Here is a 17,500-nt window from a genome sequence, read left to right as displayed (position 1 = left end):
CTCCTGCAAGGCTCTTGGCCGAATGGGAAATTTCTCGCAGCAGCTAACGCAGACATAGCGAATGAATTCGCCCCTACGAGCCCGGGACTGATTCGCCCTTACAAGGCCGCGCGGAAGAGCGGTTTGCACGCCTTGGCTATCTGTTCGATATGGCGGTGGTCGGTGCCGCAGCAGCCGCCCATGACGTTGATGTTGGGTAGGCGTTGGCGCAGCCGGGCGTACTGCGCGCCCAGTTCCTCGGGGTCGCCGCTGTCCAGGGCCGTTGCCTCGTTCAGTTCCGCGTGGCTCATGCGCGAGGCATTGGCGCGCAGCCCGCGTATGCGCTGCACCCAGCGGCTGCCGGGTACCAACACGTCCTCGAAGTGATCGGGGTGGGCGCAGTTCACCATGTAATAGGCCGGATAAGAGGCGGTGGCGCTGTCCACCTGTTCGATGGCCTCTTTCAGCGTCTGGCCGGTGGGCAGCCTGCCGTCGGTTTCCACGGTGAAGGAGATGGCCACGGGTAGGCGCAGCTCGCGCGCGGCCAGGGCGACGCCCAAGGCTTCTTCCACGTAATTCATGGTGATGGCGGTGACCATGTCGGCAGCGGTTTCGGCGAATACGCCGATCTGTTCGCTGTGGTACTGCTGGGCCTGGAACTCGTCCATGGCTTCATCGGCGATGTAGCCATCACCTCGCGGGCCTACGCAACCGGAGATCACCACGGGGGTACGGCCGCTTGCCACTTCACTGCGCAGCGCTTCCAGCAGGGCGATGGCCTGGCGGTTGGCCTCGGCCAGGCCTTGGGGCGTGAATCCGAGGTGAGTGGCCCAGTCAGGGTTGGCGCGCCACGTCGGGCTTTCCAGAATCAGGCCGGTGCCATAGTGGCTGGCGATGGCGCAGTAGGCGCGGAAGTACTTGCGCAGGGCGTCCTGGCCATCGGGGTAATTGAGCAACACGAAGGCGGCGAAGTCGGGGAGGGCAATGCCTTCGTGGAAAACCAGGGTCGTTTCGATGCCGCCATCAGTCAGGAAAAGTTCGCCCTCCAGTTGTGGAAGGGCGCCGCGATATTGGGCCATGGTGTTGACTCCGTGACCTGTGGACGTGGACGTCCGCAGTGGGCCTCATGGCGAAGGCGGGGCGGACAGCCGGATTGGCCTCGGGCGTGTTCCGCAGTTGAAGGGTTGGCCCGTAGGCACTACGCCGGGCGGGGTCTGGCGCCCGGTGGGTAAGAGGAAAGGCTAGCACCCGTGCGGGGCGTAGCTGCGGTGGGCTGATGGGTGGGGGCAGCGCAGCTGCCCCAATCGGACCGATGGGCAGGACTTTGTCCTGCTTGGCGAATGAATTCGCCCGTACAAAAAACGATCGCGCCTACAAGTCAGGGCGCGGTCGCGTCACTCGCTTCATTGCGTTCATGGCGATACGCGCTCACCGCTTCGTAGACCGCCTTGCGCAGTCGGTTGATGCCGCCGATGGGGCGGTGTTCGGGCAGGCTATGCCAGGGGTTGAAGGACAGGTTGTCACAGGCGAGGTTCTGCTCGCGGCTGTCGAAGTCCTGGGCCGGGACCTTGATGGTGGCAACGGTCACGAAGGGCGAGATGGACTCGTCCCACTCCACGCTGGTGTCTTCGATCGGCATGTAGTACTGGGCATTCTGCTTCTGAATCTGGAGCGCGAAGCAGGCCGGCACCCGGTCCAGCGACAGTTGCTGGTAGAGGGCGTTGCGCAGGAAGTTGGGCAGCGCGGTGTTCTGTTCCGGCAGCTGGTAAGGCGGGCAGCTCTGTGGGTCGGGGATGACCCGGTACTTGATGTTCGCTTCGCCCAGCTTGTACGGCGAGATTGAGCTGTAGGTGGCACTGACCGGGCTGTCCGGGGCTGGAGCCAAGGTCTGGAGGGCAATGACCAGGTGGCGGAGTTCCCAGCTGCGTGGGTCCCAGCTGGGGAAGAAGGCGCCGATCTTCTCACCGTTGGCCTGGGCGTTGAAGTTCTGCCGGTACTGGGCCACGTCGCGCACGAAGAACACCGGATGATTGAACATCACGAAGTCCTGCTCGCCCAGGTGCGTCGGGCTCTTCATCAGTTTCTCGCCAGGCACGTCGAGCAGTTTGATGGCCATGCCGCGAGCGTCGCGCGCGCTGTCGAACTGAGGGAAGGCATTGCCATTGGACAGGCGCATCCAGGCCTGCCAGGTCTTGCCCGGTTCGGCGAAGACGCCGGCGCGCAGGTCGCTATCGAGGTTCGGCAGTACGCTGACTTCCGCCTTCACGCAGCCATGGGCCTTGGCGTGGGCGTCGCGCAGTACACGGGTGTTGTCGCGGTGCTGTTCGACGATGCGGACGGCGTCGTCGATGATGGCGCGGGTCTGCGCCGCTTCATCGGCAGGGATGACTTCCTCGGTCGGTACCGGGCCGGAGAATTTCCAGCCGTAGTAGGCCTCGCACGCCAGCCAGCCGATGAGGCCGACGATCAGCATGAAGAGCAGGAGTTTGCCGAGTACTCGGCCGAGCCAGAGCCAGAAGCGCTTGAGCATGGGTACGTGAGTCCTTTGTCTGCTGCAGTCAGGGCGGGGTCAGGAACCGGGTCCTAACCCGCGCAGTCCGGGCCGGGTGTCCAGGGCCTGGCTTCGACAGGTGTGAGTTGGCCTTCCAGTGCCGGGTTGCCCAGGACCTTGAGGTATTCGATCAGTGCCAGGCGCTCGTCCGGCGACAGGGCGCGGCCGATCACACCGTCCTTGCGGCAGCCATCGCGGAACTCATGCCCGCGGTTGTCGTTGCCCTTGATGGTGGTGTCCAGCAGGAAGCTGCCGGGGAACGCCGAGGTCTGGAAACCCACGAATTTCGGGTCGTACTCGAAGCTGCCGACATTGAACTGGCTGACCCGCTCGGTGACCGGCGAGAGCAGTTGGAACAGGGTCGGGACCGAGCCGTTGTGCAGGAACGGCGGTGTGGCCCAGATGCCGTCCAGCGGGCGCGCCTTGTAGCCGCGTTTTTCCTGTACGCCGATGGGCAGGCCGAAACCGTCCATGCGAGCGCGTTCGTCACCGGAGATGCCGGCTTGCTTGTAGGCCTGGTCTTCAACGAAGGCGGTGATGTAGGCCAGGCCCTTGGCACTGGAGATGTTGCTGAAGTCCACCTGGTCCAGACTGGCGCCGAACAGCTTGACGTCGAGCTTGGCCAGTTGCTCGTGGGTCCAGCCCAGTTTGCTGATGTCGAAGCGGTGGTCGGCGATGTTGTCGGCCGTGGTGGAGTCGGTGCCGATGATGTCGATGGGCACGATGCGCATGTGCCATTCCGGGTCACGGCCGGGGGCCATGCGTTGCTCCGGCGGCACGACGTTCGGGGCGTGGCAGTAGGCGCAGTTCTCGACGAAGAGTGCACGTCCCTGGCTTGCGCGGGCCAGGTCCACTTTGCCGAGGACGGCTTCTGGCCAGGTGGGCGGAGTGAGTTTCTTCAGGGTTTCTTCCAGGGTATGGAGGTCACGCACGCGCACGCTGGAGGCATAGCGGTCGGCTTCCGGCACCTGCCCACCGTCCGGCTCGAACAGGTGCAGGCTGGCGCCTACGCCCAGGGCTTCGCCGATGTTGCGGGCCATGGGCTGCATGGCCGAACCGTTCCACTGCACCCAGTCGAACTTCCAGATATCCCAGAGGTGCGGGTAGCTCACCGGGGCGTCGGCGATCCGGTAGTTGTCCGGGCTTATGGCGTCGCCATAGACACTGTTGGCGATGCGGCCGAAGGCGTCGGTGCGGCCGAAGCCTTCTTCGGTGGGGTAGAGGCCTCGATGGGTGTCGTTCCAGGCGGTGCCGAGCAGACGGTCGAGGACTTTCTTGAACTCGCTGCGCAGTTCCTTCTTGCCGTCGGGGTAGCGCTCGCCCAGCACGGTCTCGGCGAAGCGGTTGAACTTCAGCGGGTTGTAGTAGGTGAAGGCCATGCTCATGCCCAGTGCCTGGCCGAAGCTGCCACCGCGCAGGGTGGGGACGGTGGATGCGAGGGAGTGCAGGGCGGCCCCGCCGTCGATACGCACGGCCTGGCCTTTGTAGCGCAGTTCCCCGGTGTGGCAGGCGGCGCAGCTGATGTCCAGGTACTGCGCGCCGGTCTTCTCGTCTTCGTGGCGAGCCATGCCCACCGGCAGGTTGCCAGGGTTCAGTGGCGTGGGTTTCTGCTGCGGGTCTACCAGGAAACCGAAGCGTGCCAGGTAGTCCGGATGGGCGAACTTGTCGCGGGAGAAGGGTAACTCGAGGGCGGTGAACCACTCGTAGCGGAGCCCCTTAACCGTCGTGCCCTGGGGGGTGTAGTAGTAGGTCTGGCGCTCCTGGTCGCTCCACTGGTCCAGGTAGTGCAGCTGGTTAGGTGCCTGGTAGGCCGGAAGATTGGGGTTGGCGATGTAGTAAAGGACAACCGCAAGGCCTGCGAGCAGGAGAAATAGCACCAGCCAAAGGACACGGCGGAGAGCGCGCATCAGATACTTCCTTGTAGCTTGCTGAAATTGCCTACGTTATGCCAATCGGTTGGGGTGTTGGCAAGGTGCTACTACGCATTAGTGCTAAGTCCCTCGCGGATAGAGCACCACCGCCGCACGCTGCTTACCCTGACCGAAGTGGCTAATGCGCTCGAATTCCTGATGAGTGACCGGGACGTGCTGGCAGTCCTGTGGGCGTCGCTGCAAGCTGCGCTCGGCGTTGGGGTCGTGCAGGTAGATGAAGTTGCGGTCGTAATCGGTGACCAGGACCCAGTGGGGGGCGCGGCTGCGGCTGCGGCGATGGCCGTCTACCAGCACCAGGGGCTGGCCACCGGACGCCAGCAGCGGACGCAGGTCCAGATCTTCGCCCAGATGCTGCTCGATGTCGGTGTCCTTCAGGGCGCTGCAGAAATCGTCGTGGGCCTGGCGGATCACGTCGCGTTTGCCGGCGTCGCGTACTTCATCGAGAAACGGTGGACCCTGGTCGCTCAGGTGCAGCCTGACCCGGTAACCGCGTCTCCAGGCTGCCAGCGCAAGGCCGTGTGGGCTGCAGCCGCCGTGGCCGCCGGGCATGTGTACGCTGCTGGCTTCGCGCCAGAGACGCAGCTCGTCCTGGTGGTTGCCGGGCACGGCACCGTCCAGGGCGCCCATGGCCATCAGCAGGCACGCGGGGCCGCAGGTGAACTCGGTGGTCTGGTGGTAATACGGAACGTGGCGCTTCAAGGCTTGCGGATGCTGCACCACGCGCTTCTCCATGCGCAGGGCATCGCGGTGGCCGGGGAGGAAGTCCGTCAACAGCCCCAGGTTGCAGTAGCCATTGCGCTCGAACAAGGCTACGGGCTGGCGATCGTCCACGCACACCTCCAGTCGCAAGTAGGCACAGTCATGCCCACGGGCGGCGGTTTCGGCCGCTTCCAGCAGACGTTGGCCGATGCCGTTGCCACGTGCACGTGGGTCGGTAGCGATGGAGTGGAGGCGGGCCAGTGTGCTGCCCTGGCGAAACAGCACCAGGGCATAACCCAGGAGGGAGTGGCCGTCGCCCTCGACAACCGTGAGGTGGGCGTTGGCTTCCACCATCATCCACCGGAACTGTTGCCGGCCGAGGCGGGCAACCTCGAAGCAGCGACTCTCAAGCTCCACCAGCGCCGACAGGTCGTCGAGCGTAGCGGTACGCAGAAGCAGGTTCATGGCACGCCCCGCAAGGCAGGGAAGGAGTCGCCCGAGTATTGGCCTTGATTGGAACGCTGTCGAGACGCTTCCGGGGTGAGGGCCAGACTAAAGCGCGAAGGGAAATTGCCCTTATAGAGAAACGATCCATAGACCGCCAAGGTTCTTGCTAGCGTTACAGGTGGTACTCACAACCTCTTGTTTTTATTGATAAAGCAATTTTTTGACGTCAAGGAAGGTTCATCGTGGAATCCATCTCCTCCGCACCGCGACGTCTAATGCTGGTCGACCCTTGCGACCACTGCCGGCGGATTCTCCCGCACCTGGAAGAGGCCGGTTGGTCAGTCTCCAGCCAGAGCCTGGATGCAGCGCTTGCGGCGAGCTACGACATCGGTCTGCTGCGCCTGCACAGCGGCCATCTGGAGCGGCCGGAAGGGGTCAAGCACCTGATTAGCCGCAGCGGTACGGAATGGATTGCCCTGGTCGATCCGTTGACCGAGCCGGTGACGGGGCTGGACGAGTTCATTGGTGAATGGTTCTTCGATGCCCTGACGCTGCCGGTGGACATGCCGCGCCTGCAGGGCCTGCTGGGGCGCGCCTTCGGCATTGCACGCTTGCGCGGCATCGGCAATCGCCGTGGCGACGAGCATGAGCTGCTGGGGCAGAGCCGGCCGCTGCGCGAGCTGCGCAAGCAACTGTCGCGCCTGGGGCCGAGCGAGAAGCCCGTGCTGATTCTGGGGGAAAGCGGCAGCGGCAAAGAGTTGGTGGCGCGCACCCTGCACAGGATGTCGCGACGGGTGGCCGGGCCATTCGTCAGATTCAACTGCGGTGTGCTGCCGGAACCGGAAACCGCGAACCTGCTGTTCGGCCATCAGGGCAAGCTGGCTTCTGCCAATGGCGGCACCCTGTTCCTTGATGCCATTCATGAGTTGCCCGTGAGTCATCAGGAGCGACTCTTGGCCTGCTTGCGCAGCAAGACCCTGCGCCACGCCGACGGTGAGGTACAGACGTTGGATGTGCGGGTGCTGGCCTCGGCGCGAGAGGAACTGGGCGAACTGGTGGAAGGGGGGCGTTTCCATGCCGGGATGCGTCAGTGGCTGGAACAGAACCGCTTGCTGATCACGCCGTTACGCAAACGCCAGGGTGATATCGCCCTGCTGGCCGGATACTTCGCTGATCTTTACAGCCTGGAGGCGGGACGCCGAGCCAGTCATTTCAGTGAGGAGGCCCTGGCCGCCATGGCACGCCATCGGTGGCCCGGCAATGTACGCGAACTCGCCAGCCGGGTAAGGCGCGGCTATGCCCTGGCCGAGAGCGGACCGATCGAAGCGGATGACCTGGGGTTGCAGAGTGCCTCGGTGGACGGTGCCTTGCTGGGCACGCTGGAAGATTACAAGCGGCGGGCCGAGTACCAGGCGTTGTGCGACGCGCTGGCTCACTACAGCAGCAACCTCAGCCATGCGGCCAAGGTGCTGGGGGTATCGCGGCCGACGTTCTATCGGCTGCTGCATAAACATCAATTGCTGTAGAGCAACTGCCGCGTTTACATGCCGTTGGCGAAGGCCGGGATGCTCATGTCGATGGCTTCCCGAACCGGCTTCAGCGCTTCGGCGTAGCGGGCGAGGATGTCCAGGTCGTAGTCCATGCGGACGCGGATGCGCTGGTCGTCTTCGCTCATCGGCTCGACGTCGTTCAGTACGTTCTCCACGCCACGAATGATCAGGTGCTCCGGCAAGTAGCAGAGGCGGCAGTTCTTGTAGCTGGAGGCGCGCAGCTCGCTGATCGGGTAGCCGCCGCCGATGCCGGAGGAGACGCCAACCAGCAGGCCTGGCTTGTGCGCCAGTTCGGCTTTGCTGGCGTAGATGAAGAAGTTCTTGATGGCCGGGCAGGCCATGCCGTTCCACTCGGGGGCGATGACGACTACCGCGTCGGCGTCACGCAATTGCTGCTGGTATTCGCTCCAGGGGCCGGTGTCTTCGGCCGGCCACAGGGGCAGCGGACCCTGGCCGAGGTCGATGATGCTGCAGGAGCTGGGGCTGGCCTTGTCGAGTTCGATCAGGCGCTGGCGGATGAAGCGGGCGACCTTGCCCGATTGGCTGTTGGCGCGGCTCGAGCCGGCGATCAGGACGATGTTCAGCATCTGGGGGTTCCTTGTTTAGACCGCGGGCAGGCTAGCGGGCGGCGTGCGAGCCGGCAAGGGAGTGGACGTCATTCCGAGGTGCGGATGGTGCCAACGAAGGCCGGAGCGCGAAGCGATCAGGCCGGGGCGGGCCGCGTTCGGATGAGGGCTGCGTCAGGCTGGCGCGGAAGCCTCGAAGGCCTGCGCTAGAGCGCTTCACTCAACGTTGCAACAGCTAACGCAGACAGAGCCAATTCATTCGCCAAGGGCAGCGCAGCTGCCCTCCCTCCAGCGGCCGATCAGGCGCTTACCAGTACCTCGAACCCGCCAAAGATCATCCGCTGGCCATCGAAGGGCATGGTGCTCGGATCGGGTTTCATGCGTGGGTCTTCCATCACTTTTGCCATTCCTTCATCGCGAACCTGCTTCGAGGGCCAGGTGATCCACGAGAAAACGACTGTTTCCCCTTCCTTCAACTTCACCGACATCGGGAAGGAGGTCACCTTGCCCTCGGGCACGTCGTTACCCCAGCACTCGACAACGCTGAGCGCGCCGTACTCCTTGAAGACCCCGGCGGCCATCTCGGCCACCTTGCGATAGGCCTCACGGCTGGCGGTGGGAACGGGCACTACGAAGCCATCTACATAGGTCATTTTCGAACTCCTGTCTGGATTCCGTTCTGTTGATTGGAACCGGCCTTGACTGGCCGATCTAACCAAGAGTCGAAAGAGCTCGTTGGCGTTCGACAGGATTGTCGCCGTGATCGGATGGATCCGACCGGCGGTCAGGATTTTCCTGTGGCCGCCGCCCTTGCTTTGGCCGGGCAGGGCCATCGATGATGCCTGGCTCTCATAGCTGCGGCTGACAAGGAAGTACTGATCATGAAGTTCGGATACACCATCGCCTATGTGTCGGATGTGCGAAGCACCCTGGAGTTCTTCGGATTGGCATTCGGCTTACCCGCCCGCTTTCTGCATGAGTCCGGCGACTACGGCGAATTGGATACCGGGGCCACGACTCTGGCTTTCGCTTCCCATGAACTTGGGGATATGAATCTTCCGGGCGGCCATGTCCGCGCCAATGAATCGTTGCAGCCGTTGGGCATTGAAATCGCCCTGGTTACCTGCGATGTCCCTGCCGCCCACCAACGTGCACTGGCGGCCGGAGCGCAGGAGCTGGCAGCTCCGCAGGAACGACCCTGGGGGCAGGTGGTCTCCTATCTGCGTTGCCCTGACGGACTGCTGGTTGAGCTCTGTTCACCCATGGGACCGTAGAGCCTGCAATGGGTATCGCGAGGCACTGATACTCATCAATGGCGAGGTTCTGCCTAGGATGGCCCCCCTCACAACCGGCATTCAGGGAGTTGAAATGCTCATTGTCTTCAGCGGATTGCCGGGTCCAGGGGAAACGACGATATCGAGTTCGTCTCGCGCACCCGCCCCGCCATTGATCCGCCCAAAAAGAAGCCCCGCATGAACGGGGCTTCTTTTTGGCGCCAGCATTACTTGTTGCGGTTGTCGTAGACGTGGCAGGCCTTGCCTTCGGAGCGCTTCAGCGAGTAGCTGGGGCGCAGGACAATGCGCGAGCTGATGCCAATGTAGGTCTTGATGAACTTCGACAGTTCGCTGCAGACAGCCTGCTGCTGGGACTCGCCGAGGTTCTCGTGCTCGTGCTTGAGCTCGACGTGGACCTCGATGCTATCCAGGTTGCCGTTGCGGAACAGGTGGATCTCGTAGTTCTCGGAGAGTTGCTTGACCTTCAGCACCTGCTCTTCGATCTGGGTCGGAAAAACGTTCACGCCGCGGATGATCAGCATGTCGTCGCTGCGGCCGGTGATCTTGTCCATGCGCCGCATGGGGCGCGCGGTGCCCGGCAGCAAACGGGTCAGGTCGCGGGTGCGGTAGCGGATCATCGGCAGCGCTTCCTTGGACAGCGAGGTGAACACCAGCTCACCCATCTGGCCGTCCGGCAGTACTTCGCCGGTCACCGGGTCGATGATCTCGGGGTAGAAGTGGTCTTCCCAGATGGTCGGGCCATCCTTGGTCTCGGCGCATTCCATGGCCACACCCGGGCCCATGATTTCCGACAGGCCGTAGATGTCGAGGGCGGTGATGCCCATGCGTTCTTCGATGGCGCGGCGCAGTTCTGCGGTCCAGGGCTCGGCGCCGAAGATGCCGAGGCGCAGGGCCAGCTTGTGCGGGTCGATGCCCTGGCGCTCGATCTCGTCGGCCAGGTTCAGCATGTAAGACGGAGTAACCATGATGATGTCCGGCTGGAAGTCGCGGATCAGCTGGACTTGCTTCTCGGTCTGGCCGCCGGACATCGGGATCACGGTGCAGCCCAGGCGCTCGGCGCCGTAGTGGGCGCCCAGGCCGCCGGTGAACAGGCCGTAGCCGTAGGAGATGTGCACCTTGTCGCCCTTGCGGCCACCGGCGGCACGGATCGAGCGCGCGACCACGTTGGCCCAGGTGTCGATGTCGTTCTGGGTGTAGCCGACCACGGTGGGTTTGCCGGTGGTGCCGCTGGAGGCGTGGATGCGCACGATCTCGCTCTGCGGGACGGCGAACATGCCGTAGGGGTAGTTGTCGCGCAGGTCGCTCTTGCCGGTGAAGGGGAACTTCGCCAGGTCTTCGAGGGCATTCAGGTCATCCGGGTGCACGCCCTTTTCATCGAAGCGCTGGCGGTATAGCGGGACGTTTTCGTAGGCGTGCTTGAGGCTCCAGCGCAGGCGCTCCAGCTGGTGCTGGCGAAGTTGGTCGACGCTGGCGGTTTCCATCGGGTCAAGCAAGGCGGTATTGGCAATCATGTTCATGGTTTCACTCAAATTATTGTTATGCCGAAGCCATGTAGGCTCCTGAGTGCTGAGGAAGAGGATACTCCTCACCCGTTTTTCAGATTTCGGTTCTTGCGTTTCAGAGCCTTTCGATGATCAGGGCGATGCCCTGTCCCACGCCGATGCACATGGTGCAGAGAGCGTAGCGGCCCTGGCGTTCTTCCAGTTCGTGCAGGGCGGTGGTGACCAGGCGTGCGCCGCTCATGCCCAGCGGGTGGCCGAGGGCAATGGCGCCGCCGTTGGGGTTCACGCGCGGGTCGTTGTCGGACAGGCCCAGTTCGCGCAGGACGGCGAGGCCCTGGGCGGCGAAGGCTTCGTTGAGTTCGATGACGTCCATGTCGGCCAGCGACAGGCCGGTCAGTTCCAGCACCTTGCGGGTGGCCGGTACCGGGCCGATGCCCATGATGCGCGGCTCGACGCCGGCCGTAGCCATGCCCACCACGCGGGCGCGGGCCTTGAGACCGTGGAGCTTGGCCGCGGCCCTGCTGGCCAGCAGCAGGGCGCAGGCGCCGTCGTTCACACCCGAGGCATTGCCGGCGGTGACGCTGCCGCCCTGGCGGAAAGGCGTGCCCAGCTTGGCCAGCTGTTCCAGGGTGGTGTCGCCGCGCGGATGCTCATCCTGCTCGACGATTTGCGGCGGGCCTTTGCGTTGGGGAATCTCCACCGGGACGATTTCCTTCGCCAGGCGGCCATTGGCCTGGGCGGCGGCGGCGCGCTGCTGGCTGCGCAGGGCGAAAGCGTCCTGGTCCTCGCGGGAAACGTTGAATTGCTCGGCGACGTTCTCGGCGGTTTCCGGCATGGAGTCGATGCCGAACTGGCTCTTCATCAGTGGGTTGACGAAGCGCCAGCCGATGGTGGTGTCGAAGATGTCCGCCTGGCGGGAGAAGGCGCTTTCCGCCTTGCCCATCACGAACGGCGCACGGGACATGGATTCCACGCCACCGGCGATCATCAGGCCGGCTTCGCCGCAGCGCAGGGCACGGGCGGCGTTGCCGATGGCGTCCAGGCCGGAGCCGCAGAGGCGGTTGAGGGTGGTGCCCGGCACGCTCACCGGCAGGCCGGCCAGCAGGGCGGACATGCGCGCGACGTTGCGGTTGTCTTCGCCGGCCTGGTTGGCGCAGCCGTAGATCACGTCGTCGATGGCGCTCCAGTCCAGTTCGGGATGGCGCTGCATCAGTGCGCGCAGGGGCACGGCGCCGAGGTCATCGGCACGCACCGCGGACAGGGCGCCGGCGTAGCGGCCGATAGGCGTACGCACGGCGTCGATAATCAGGGCGTCATTCATCAGGGGTCTCCTGCGCGAGTACCGAGCCGCGCACTTTGTAGGACTTGCCGTGGAAGAGGGCGATCAGTTGCCCGTTCTGGTTTTCGATGCGTACGTCGTAGTTGCCGGTGCGACCACTGCGGCTTTGCTCGATGGCCTGGGCGGTGAGGGTATCGCCCAGGCGCGCCGGGGCCACGTAGTCGATGCTGCAGCCGATGGCGACGGTGGCCTCGTTATAGGTGTTGCAGGCGAACGCAAAAGCCGAGTCGGCCAGGGCGAACAGGTAGCCGCCGTGGCAGGTGCCGTGGCCCTGGACCATGTCGTCGCGCACGCTCATGCCGACGCGGGCCTGGCCCGGCGCCACGGAGAGCAGGCGCATACCCATGGCCTGGCTGGCGTTGTCGCGTTCGAACAGCTCGCTGGCGCAGGCTTCTGCGAGGGAGAGGGCTTCGTGGTTAGTCACGGAAGTTCCTCCCTTCGGCGACCTGGCGGCGCAGCAGCAGGGAAGGGCGATAGCGCGCTTCGCCATAGGCGGTCTGGAGATTTTCCAGGGTGCGCAACACCGCCGGCAGGCCGATGGCGTCGGCCCAGGCCAGCGGGCCTTGCGGATAGTTCACGCCAGCGCGCATGGCGAGGTCGATGTCGCCAGTCGAACCCACGCCTTGCAGCACGGCATCGGCACCTTCGTTGGCCAGCATGGCCACGGTGCGCAGCACGGCGAGGCCGGGGATGTCGCTGAGTTGGCTGACCTTGAGGCCAGCGCGTTGCAGCAACGCCACCGACTGGTCGCGGGCCAGCCCGGACGTGCTGGCGGCGCAGGCGATGCCGAGGCGGCTGGCCTTGCTGTAATCCAGCGCGAGGTCGATCAGCACCAGGTTGGCGACGCCGTCTTCACGAGAGCGCTGGCTGGCGAGACGTCCGTCGGACAGGGCGAGCACGGCGTCGCCGACTCGCAGCAGGCCCTTGCCGTCACGGCGGACCACCTTCACGCCGGCGTCCACCAGGCGCTGTACCAAGGGTTCGGCAACGCCCAGGCTGCCTTCCACCACGCAGGATTCCACGCTTGCATCGCTGGTGAGCTCGGCCGGTTGCGGGCGGTCGGCGCCTTCGGCGTAGCGGTAGAAACCGTGACCGCTCTTGCGGCCCAGACGGCCGGCGTCCACCAGTTCCTTCTGGATCAGCGAAGGCTGGAAACGGAAGTCGCCGTAGTAGGCGTCGAACACCGAACAGGTGACGGCGTAGTTGACGTCATGGCCGATCAGGTCGGTCAGTTCGAAGGCGCCCATGCGGAAGCCGCCGGCGTCACGCATCAACGCGTCGAGGGTGGCGCAGTCGGCGGCGCCTTCCTGCAGCAAGCGCAGGCTTTCGGCATAGAAGGGACGCGCCACGCGGTTGACGATGAAGCCAGGAGTGGACTTCGTATGGACCGGCTGCTTGCCCCAGGCCTTGGCGGTTTCGTACAGGCCTTCAGCAAGGGCGCGGTCGCTGGCCAGGCCGGAAACGATCTCCACCAGGGCCATCAGCGGCGCCGGGTTGAAGAAGTGCATGCCGATCACGCGGCCCGGATGCTTGAGGCCGGCAGCCAGGCTGGTGATGGATAGGGAGGAAGTGTTGCTGGCCAGGAGGCAGTCGGCGCTGCACAGCTCTTCGAGCTGGCGCAGCAGGCCGCGTTTGACCTCCAGGTTCTCCACGATGGCCTCTATCACCAGGCTGGCATCGGCCAGAGCCTCGATGGCCTCGACCGGTTGCAGGCGGGCGACGATAGCGGCGCGGTTCTCGGCGGAGAGTGTGTTCTTCTCCACCAGGCGGCCGAGCTGGCGGTCGATGCCGTCGATGGCCTGGGCGGACGCGCCGGGGCGATTGTCATAAAGCTTGACCGGATGGCCAGCCTGGGCGGCGACCTGGGCGATGCCGGCACCCATGGCGCCGGCACCGATCACGGCGACCGTGGCGGATGTGTGAAGGGCGGGCATGGGCTCAGCGTCCTTTGAAGGCTGGGGTGCGCTTTTCCATGAAGGCGCTGACGCCTTCGCGATAGTCCTCGCTGCGACCGGCAAGGCGTTGCAGGTCGCGTTCAAGCTCCAACTGCTCATCGAAGCTGTTGTTGAGGCTGGCATTGAGGCTGCGTTTGATCAGGGCCAGGCCGTAGGTGGGCTGGGTGGCCAGGTGGCGGGCGAGCTTCTGGGCTTCCTCGCGCAGGGCGGCGTCGTCCACCACGCGGTAGATCAGGCCCCATTGCTCAGCCTGCTCGGCGGTCAGGCGGTCGCCCAGCAGGGTCAGGGCCTTGGCGCGGGCCATTCCGACCAGGCGCGGGAGGGTCCAGGTGCCGCCGGAGTCCGGGATCAGGCCGATCTTGCAGAAGGCCTGGATGAAGCTGGCCGAACGGGCGGCGAGCACCAGGTCGCAGGCCAGCGGGATATTGGCGCCGGCGCCGGCGGCCACGCCGTTCACCGCGCAGATCACCGGCATGGGCAGGTCGCGCAGGGCGCGGATCAGCGGGTTGTAGAACTTCTCGATGGATTCGCCCAGGTCCGGCGCGGCGGCACCGGGGGCGACGTTGCGATCCCCCAGGTCCTGGCCGGCGCAGAAGCCGCGACCTTCGCCCGTCAGCAGGAGGACGCGCACCTCGGGGTTCTGGCGAACCTGCTTGAGGGCTTCGCGGACTTCGCCATGCATGGTGGCGTTGAAGCTGTTCAGTTGCTCAGGGCGGTTGAGACTGAGGGTGGCGACACCCGCCTCGATGGAAAACAGGATGTGCTCGAAGTTCATGGCTTTGGCGCTCTATGCAGTTCGAAAGGGCGGACGGTCAGTGCTTACTGGCCGGTGAATTCGGGGCGGCGCTTTTCCTGGAAGGCACGGATGCCTTCGTCGCGGTCGCGGGTGCCGGCCAGCAGGGTGAAGGCGTGGCGCTCGAAGCGCAGGCCGCTGGCGAGGTCGGTGTCTTCGGCCTTCAGCAGCGCTTCCTTGACCAGACGCACGGCCAGCGGCGCCTTCTGAGCGATGACGCGGGCGATGGCGATGGCGCGTTCAACGGTGAATTCGGGCTGGGTCACTTCGCTGACCAGGCCGGCGCGCTGGGCATGCCGGGCGTCGATGGATTCGCCGGTGAGCACCATCTGCATGGCCAGGGATTTGCCGACCGCACGCAGCAGGCGCTGGGTGCCACCGGCGCCGGGCATGATCCCGAGGTTGATTTCCGGCTGGCCGAAGCGCGCGTCTTCGCCGGCAATGAGGATGTCCGCATGCATGGCCAGCTCGCAGCCGCCGCCCAGGCAGAAGCCATTGATGGCGGCGATCAGCGGCTTGCTGAAACGGGTGATGCGCTGCCAGTGGGCCAGGCGTGGATCATTGAGGATGCCCACCAAGTCGCGTTCGGCCATTTCCTTGATATCGGCGCCGGCGGCAAAGGCCTTGCGGCTGCCGGTGATGACCACGACGCGGGTCTCGGCGTCCTGCTCGGCGGCGTCCAGTTCGGCAGCCAGTTCACCCAACAGCTCGGTGTTGAGCGCATTGAGTGCTTCCGGGCGTTGCAGGGTGATCAGGCGGACACCCTGCTCAGGCGGCAGGACAGCAAGGGTACGAGGCATTCGACTCTTCCTCAGGTGCACGCGCGGCCAGTGGTGAGCCGCTCTTATTAGTGGGTTCGGGGCGGACCCCTTCCTGTGTCTGCCGCGCTGAGGGCGGGGCGACTTTGGCCGGAGTATAACCACAAAGCGATACAAAACAATAAGTACACATATGATTTATGTGTCTCATATCGGGTGTCTTTGCTACAAAAGGCTAGATAGCCTGCGGCAGGAATTATCTCTATATCGCCGGATTTTCCGGCTTGTGTGGATGTATGTGGGCTTGGTGAGCGTGTCGATGACCGGTCGTCATCTGATACAGATGACTGCGCTTTTTTGTTTATGTTTGATGTGATACAAAATTCGAAGTCGAGCGAATCGCTTTGCGCCACCTTGTGGCTTCACCCGTTTGTTGAGGAGTTCTCCCATGTCGACCACCGCCCGTGCCGCCGCTCTCGAGTTGTTCGAGCACCACCGTGGCACCCTCGAGCGTGCCGTCCAGGCAATCAGTGAGCGCGGCTACTGGTCGCCCTTCCCGGAAAGCCTCAAGCAGTACCCGGAAGAGGCGGTGAAGGGCGCCCAGGCGGCCTTTGAGGCACTGCTCGGCCAGCACTTCACCCTGGCTGGCCCCCAGCCGGTGGGTCGAGCCGGCGCCGAGCGTTCGCCCTATGGCTTCGACCTGGGTGTGACTTACGACCAGTACGACGCGGACGCGCTGCTGGCGCGTATGCAGGCGGCGCTGCCGGCCTGGCGCGATGCAGGCCCGAACGCGCGGGTGGGCGCCTGCCTGGAGATCCTCCAGCGCCTCAACGCGCTGAGCCCGACCCTGGCCCATGCGGTGATGCACACCAGCGGCCAGGCCTACATGATGGCTTTCCAGGCCGGCGGCCCCCACGCGCAGGACCGTGGTCTGGAGGTGCTGGCCTATGCCTGGCGCGCCATGGTCGAGGTGCCGGAAGCAGCGCGCTGGACCAAGCCCCAGGGCAAGCAGGACCCGCTGGTGCTGGACAAGCGCTGGCACATCGTCCCGCGCGGCCTGTCGCTGGTGATCGCCTGCTCGACATTCCCTACCTGGAACACCTACCCCGGTCTGTTCGCCAGCCTGGCGACCGGCAACCCGGTGCTGGTCAAGGCACACCCCGGCGCGATCCTGCCGGTGGCCATGAGCGTCAAGGTGGCCCAGGACGTACTGGCTGAACTGGGCTTTGACCCGGCGCTGGTCAGCCTGGTGGTGGATACCCCGCAAGCCCCGGTAAGCCAGCGCCTGGCCCTGGACCCGCGCGTGAAACTGGTGGATTTCACCGGCTCCAGCGCGTTTGGCAACTGGCTGGAAGACAACGCCCGCCAGGCCCAGGTGTTCACCGAGAAGGCCGGCATCAACAGTGTGATCATCGACAGCGTGCGCGACATCAAGGCCGTTGCACGCAACCTGGCCTTCTCCCTGAGCCTCTATTCCGGCCAGATGTGCACCACCACCCAGGCCATCTACCTACCGCGCGGCGGCATCCGTAACGGTGACGAGCAATTGAGCTTCGATGAGGTCGCCCAGACCCTCGTGGGTGCCGTTCGCAGTTTCCTCACCGACAACGAGCGTGCCTGTGCGGTGATCGGCGCCATCCAGTCCGAGGCCACCGCCCAGCGTATCCAGGCCTGTCGAGGGCTGGGCGAGGTGCTGCTGGACAGCGAAGCCCGCGAACATCCGCAGTTCCCCGGCGCGCGTATCCATACGCCGCTGCTGTTGAAGGTGGACGCCGCTGACCGCGAAGCCTATTCCGAGGAGCGCTTCGGCCCCATCGCCTTTGTCATCGCCACCGACGACACCGCGCACAGCCTGCGTTTGGCGGGGGAGGTGATCGCCGAGAAGGGCGCCCTGACGCTGGGTGTGTACTCCACTGACGAGGCCGTTCTGGACCAGGCCGAGCAGCTGTCCCAGGAGGTCGCGGTGGCGCTGTCAGTCAACTTCGACGGTGGCGTTTTCGTCAACCAGTCCGCCGCCTTCAGCGACTTCCACGCGAGCGGTGGCAATCCGGCGGCCAACGCCTCTATCACCGATGGCGCCTTCGTGGCGCGGCGCTTTGTCACCGTGCAGAGCCGCCGACACGCATAAGCTCGCT

At 64.8% G+C, this 17,500-nt stretch carries 15 protein-coding genes; 3 read left to right on the top strand and 12 right to left on the bottom strand.

Features of this window, described 5'->3' with window-relative positions:
- Window positions 1-98: 98 nt before the first annotated feature.
- From AAHM40_RS16330 to AAHM40_RS16315, 4 genes are all read right to left on the bottom strand, one after another.
- Window positions 99-1,058 carry a homocysteine S-methyltransferase family protein gene (locus AAHM40_RS16330; RefSeq protein ID WP_342245577.1) on the bottom strand — a complete coding sequence of 320 codons (960 nt, stop codon included), beginning with the start codon at window positions 1,056-1,058 and terminating at the stop codon, window positions 99-101.
- Between the two features lie 299 nt (window positions 1,059-1,357).
- Window positions 1,358-2,509, bottom strand: a complete 1,152-nt coding sequence (locus tag AAHM40_RS16325) for a catalase family protein (protein ID WP_342245576.1) — start codon at window positions 2,507-2,509, stop codon at window positions 1,358-1,360.
- Window positions 2,510-2,562: 53 nt separating this feature from the next.
- Window positions 2,563-4,437 carry a di-heme-cytochrome C peroxidase gene (locus tag AAHM40_RS16320; protein ID WP_342245575.1) on the bottom strand — a complete coding sequence of 625 codons (1,875 nt, stop codon included), beginning with the start codon at window positions 4,435-4,437 and terminating at the stop codon, window positions 2,563-2,565.
- 84 nt (window positions 4,438-4,521) lie between these two features.
- On the bottom strand, window positions 4,522-5,625 hold the full coding sequence (locus AAHM40_RS16315; RefSeq protein WP_342245574.1) for a GNAT family N-acetyltransferase/peptidase C39 family protein: 1,104 nt from the start codon (window positions 5,623-5,625) through the stop codon (window positions 4,522-4,524).
- A 233-nt stretch (window positions 5,626-5,858) separates the two neighbouring features.
- On the opposite strand from AAHM40_RS16315, the gene AAHM40_RS16310 reads away from it, so the two are divergent.
- On the top strand, window positions 5,859-7,133 hold the full coding sequence (locus AAHM40_RS16310; protein ID WP_342245584.1) for a sigma-54-dependent transcriptional regulator: 1,275 nt from the start codon (window positions 5,859-5,861) through the stop codon (window positions 7,131-7,133).
- Between the two features lie 14 nt (window positions 7,134-7,147).
- Here the strand turns inward: AAHM40_RS16310 and AAHM40_RS16305 are convergent, their stop codons facing one another.
- Together AAHM40_RS16305 and AAHM40_RS16300 are read right to left on the bottom strand one after the other, a co-directional pair.
- The gene (locus AAHM40_RS16305) at window positions 7,148-7,744 is read right to left on the bottom strand and encodes an NADPH-dependent FMN reductase (RefSeq protein ID WP_342245573.1); all 597 of its coding nucleotides are present in this window, start codon (window positions 7,742-7,744) and stop codon (window positions 7,148-7,150) included.
- A 278-nt stretch (window positions 7,745-8,022) separates the two neighbouring features.
- Window positions 8,023-8,376, bottom strand: coding sequence for a DUF1428 domain-containing protein (locus tag AAHM40_RS16300; RefSeq protein ID WP_342245572.1), 354 nt, complete (start codon window positions 8,374-8,376; stop codon window positions 8,023-8,025).
- Between the two features lie 228 nt (window positions 8,377-8,604).
- Between AAHM40_RS16300 and AAHM40_RS16295 the strand changes: the two genes are divergently transcribed.
- A complete protein-coding gene (locus tag AAHM40_RS16295) occupies window positions 8,605-8,997 on the top strand; it encodes a VOC family protein (RefSeq protein WP_342245571.1) in 393 nt (130 codons plus the stop codon).
- Window positions 8,998-9,224: 227 nt separating this feature from the next.
- On the opposite strand, the gene paaK is transcribed toward AAHM40_RS16295, so the two are convergent.
- The 6 genes from paaK to paaF all read right to left on the bottom strand — a co-directional run bounded on the left by paaK (window position 9,225) and on the right by paaF (window position 15,407).
- Window positions 9,225-10,535 (bottom strand): phenylacetate--CoA ligase PaaK, encoded by a 1,311-nt coding sequence (gene paaK / locus AAHM40_RS16290; RefSeq protein ID WP_342245570.1) that lies wholly within the window; start codon window positions 10,533-10,535, stop codon window positions 9,225-9,227.
- Between the two features lie 100 nt (window positions 10,536-10,635).
- A complete protein-coding gene (gene pcaF / locus AAHM40_RS16285) occupies window positions 10,636-11,841 on the bottom strand; it encodes a 3-oxoadipyl-CoA thiolase (protein ID WP_342245569.1) in 1,206 nt (401 codons plus the stop codon).
- Entirely contained in the window at window positions 11,834-12,283 is a 450-nt protein-coding gene (paaI, locus tag AAHM40_RS16280; RefSeq protein WP_028627351.1) for a hydroxyphenylacetyl-CoA thioesterase PaaI, read from the bottom strand. The genes pcaF and paaI overlap by 8 nt, the downstream gene beginning before the upstream one ends.
- The gene (paaH, locus tag AAHM40_RS16275; RefSeq protein WP_342245568.1) at window positions 12,276-13,793 is read right to left on the bottom strand and encodes a 3-hydroxyacyl-CoA dehydrogenase PaaH; all 1,518 of its coding nucleotides are present in this window, start codon (window positions 13,791-13,793) and stop codon (window positions 12,276-12,278) included. The genes paaI and paaH overlap by 8 nt, the downstream gene beginning before the upstream one ends.
- A gap of 4 nt (window positions 13,794-13,797) precedes the next feature.
- Window positions 13,798-14,589: a 2-(1,2-epoxy-1,2-dihydrophenyl)acetyl-CoA isomerase PaaG gene (gene paaG / locus AAHM40_RS16270; RefSeq protein WP_342245567.1), complete on the bottom strand. Its 792-nt coding sequence runs from the start codon at window positions 14,587-14,589 to the stop codon at window positions 13,798-13,800.
- A gap of 44 nt (window positions 14,590-14,633) precedes the next feature.
- The gene (gene paaF, locus AAHM40_RS16265; RefSeq protein ID WP_342245566.1) at window positions 14,634-15,407 is read right to left on the bottom strand and encodes a 2,3-dehydroadipyl-CoA hydratase PaaF; all 774 of its coding nucleotides are present in this window, start codon (window positions 15,405-15,407) and stop codon (window positions 14,634-14,636) included.
- Between the two features lie 406 nt (window positions 15,408-15,813).
- Here paaF and paaN point away from each other — a divergent pair, with 406 nt between their 5' ends.
- On the top strand, window positions 15,814-17,493 hold the full coding sequence (gene paaN, locus AAHM40_RS16260; RefSeq protein ID WP_342245565.1) for a phenylacetic acid degradation protein PaaN: 1,680 nt from the start codon (window positions 15,814-15,816) through the stop codon (window positions 17,491-17,493).
- Window positions 17,494-17,500: the final 7 nt, after the last annotated feature.

This window comes from Pseudomonas sp. OTU5201 (genome assembly GCF_038440135.1).
Lineage (GTDB): Bacteria > Pseudomonadota > Gammaproteobacteria > Pseudomonadales > Pseudomonadaceae > Metapseudomonas > Metapseudomonas resinovorans.
This window is presented reverse-complemented; position numbering and strand designations above follow the sequence as displayed.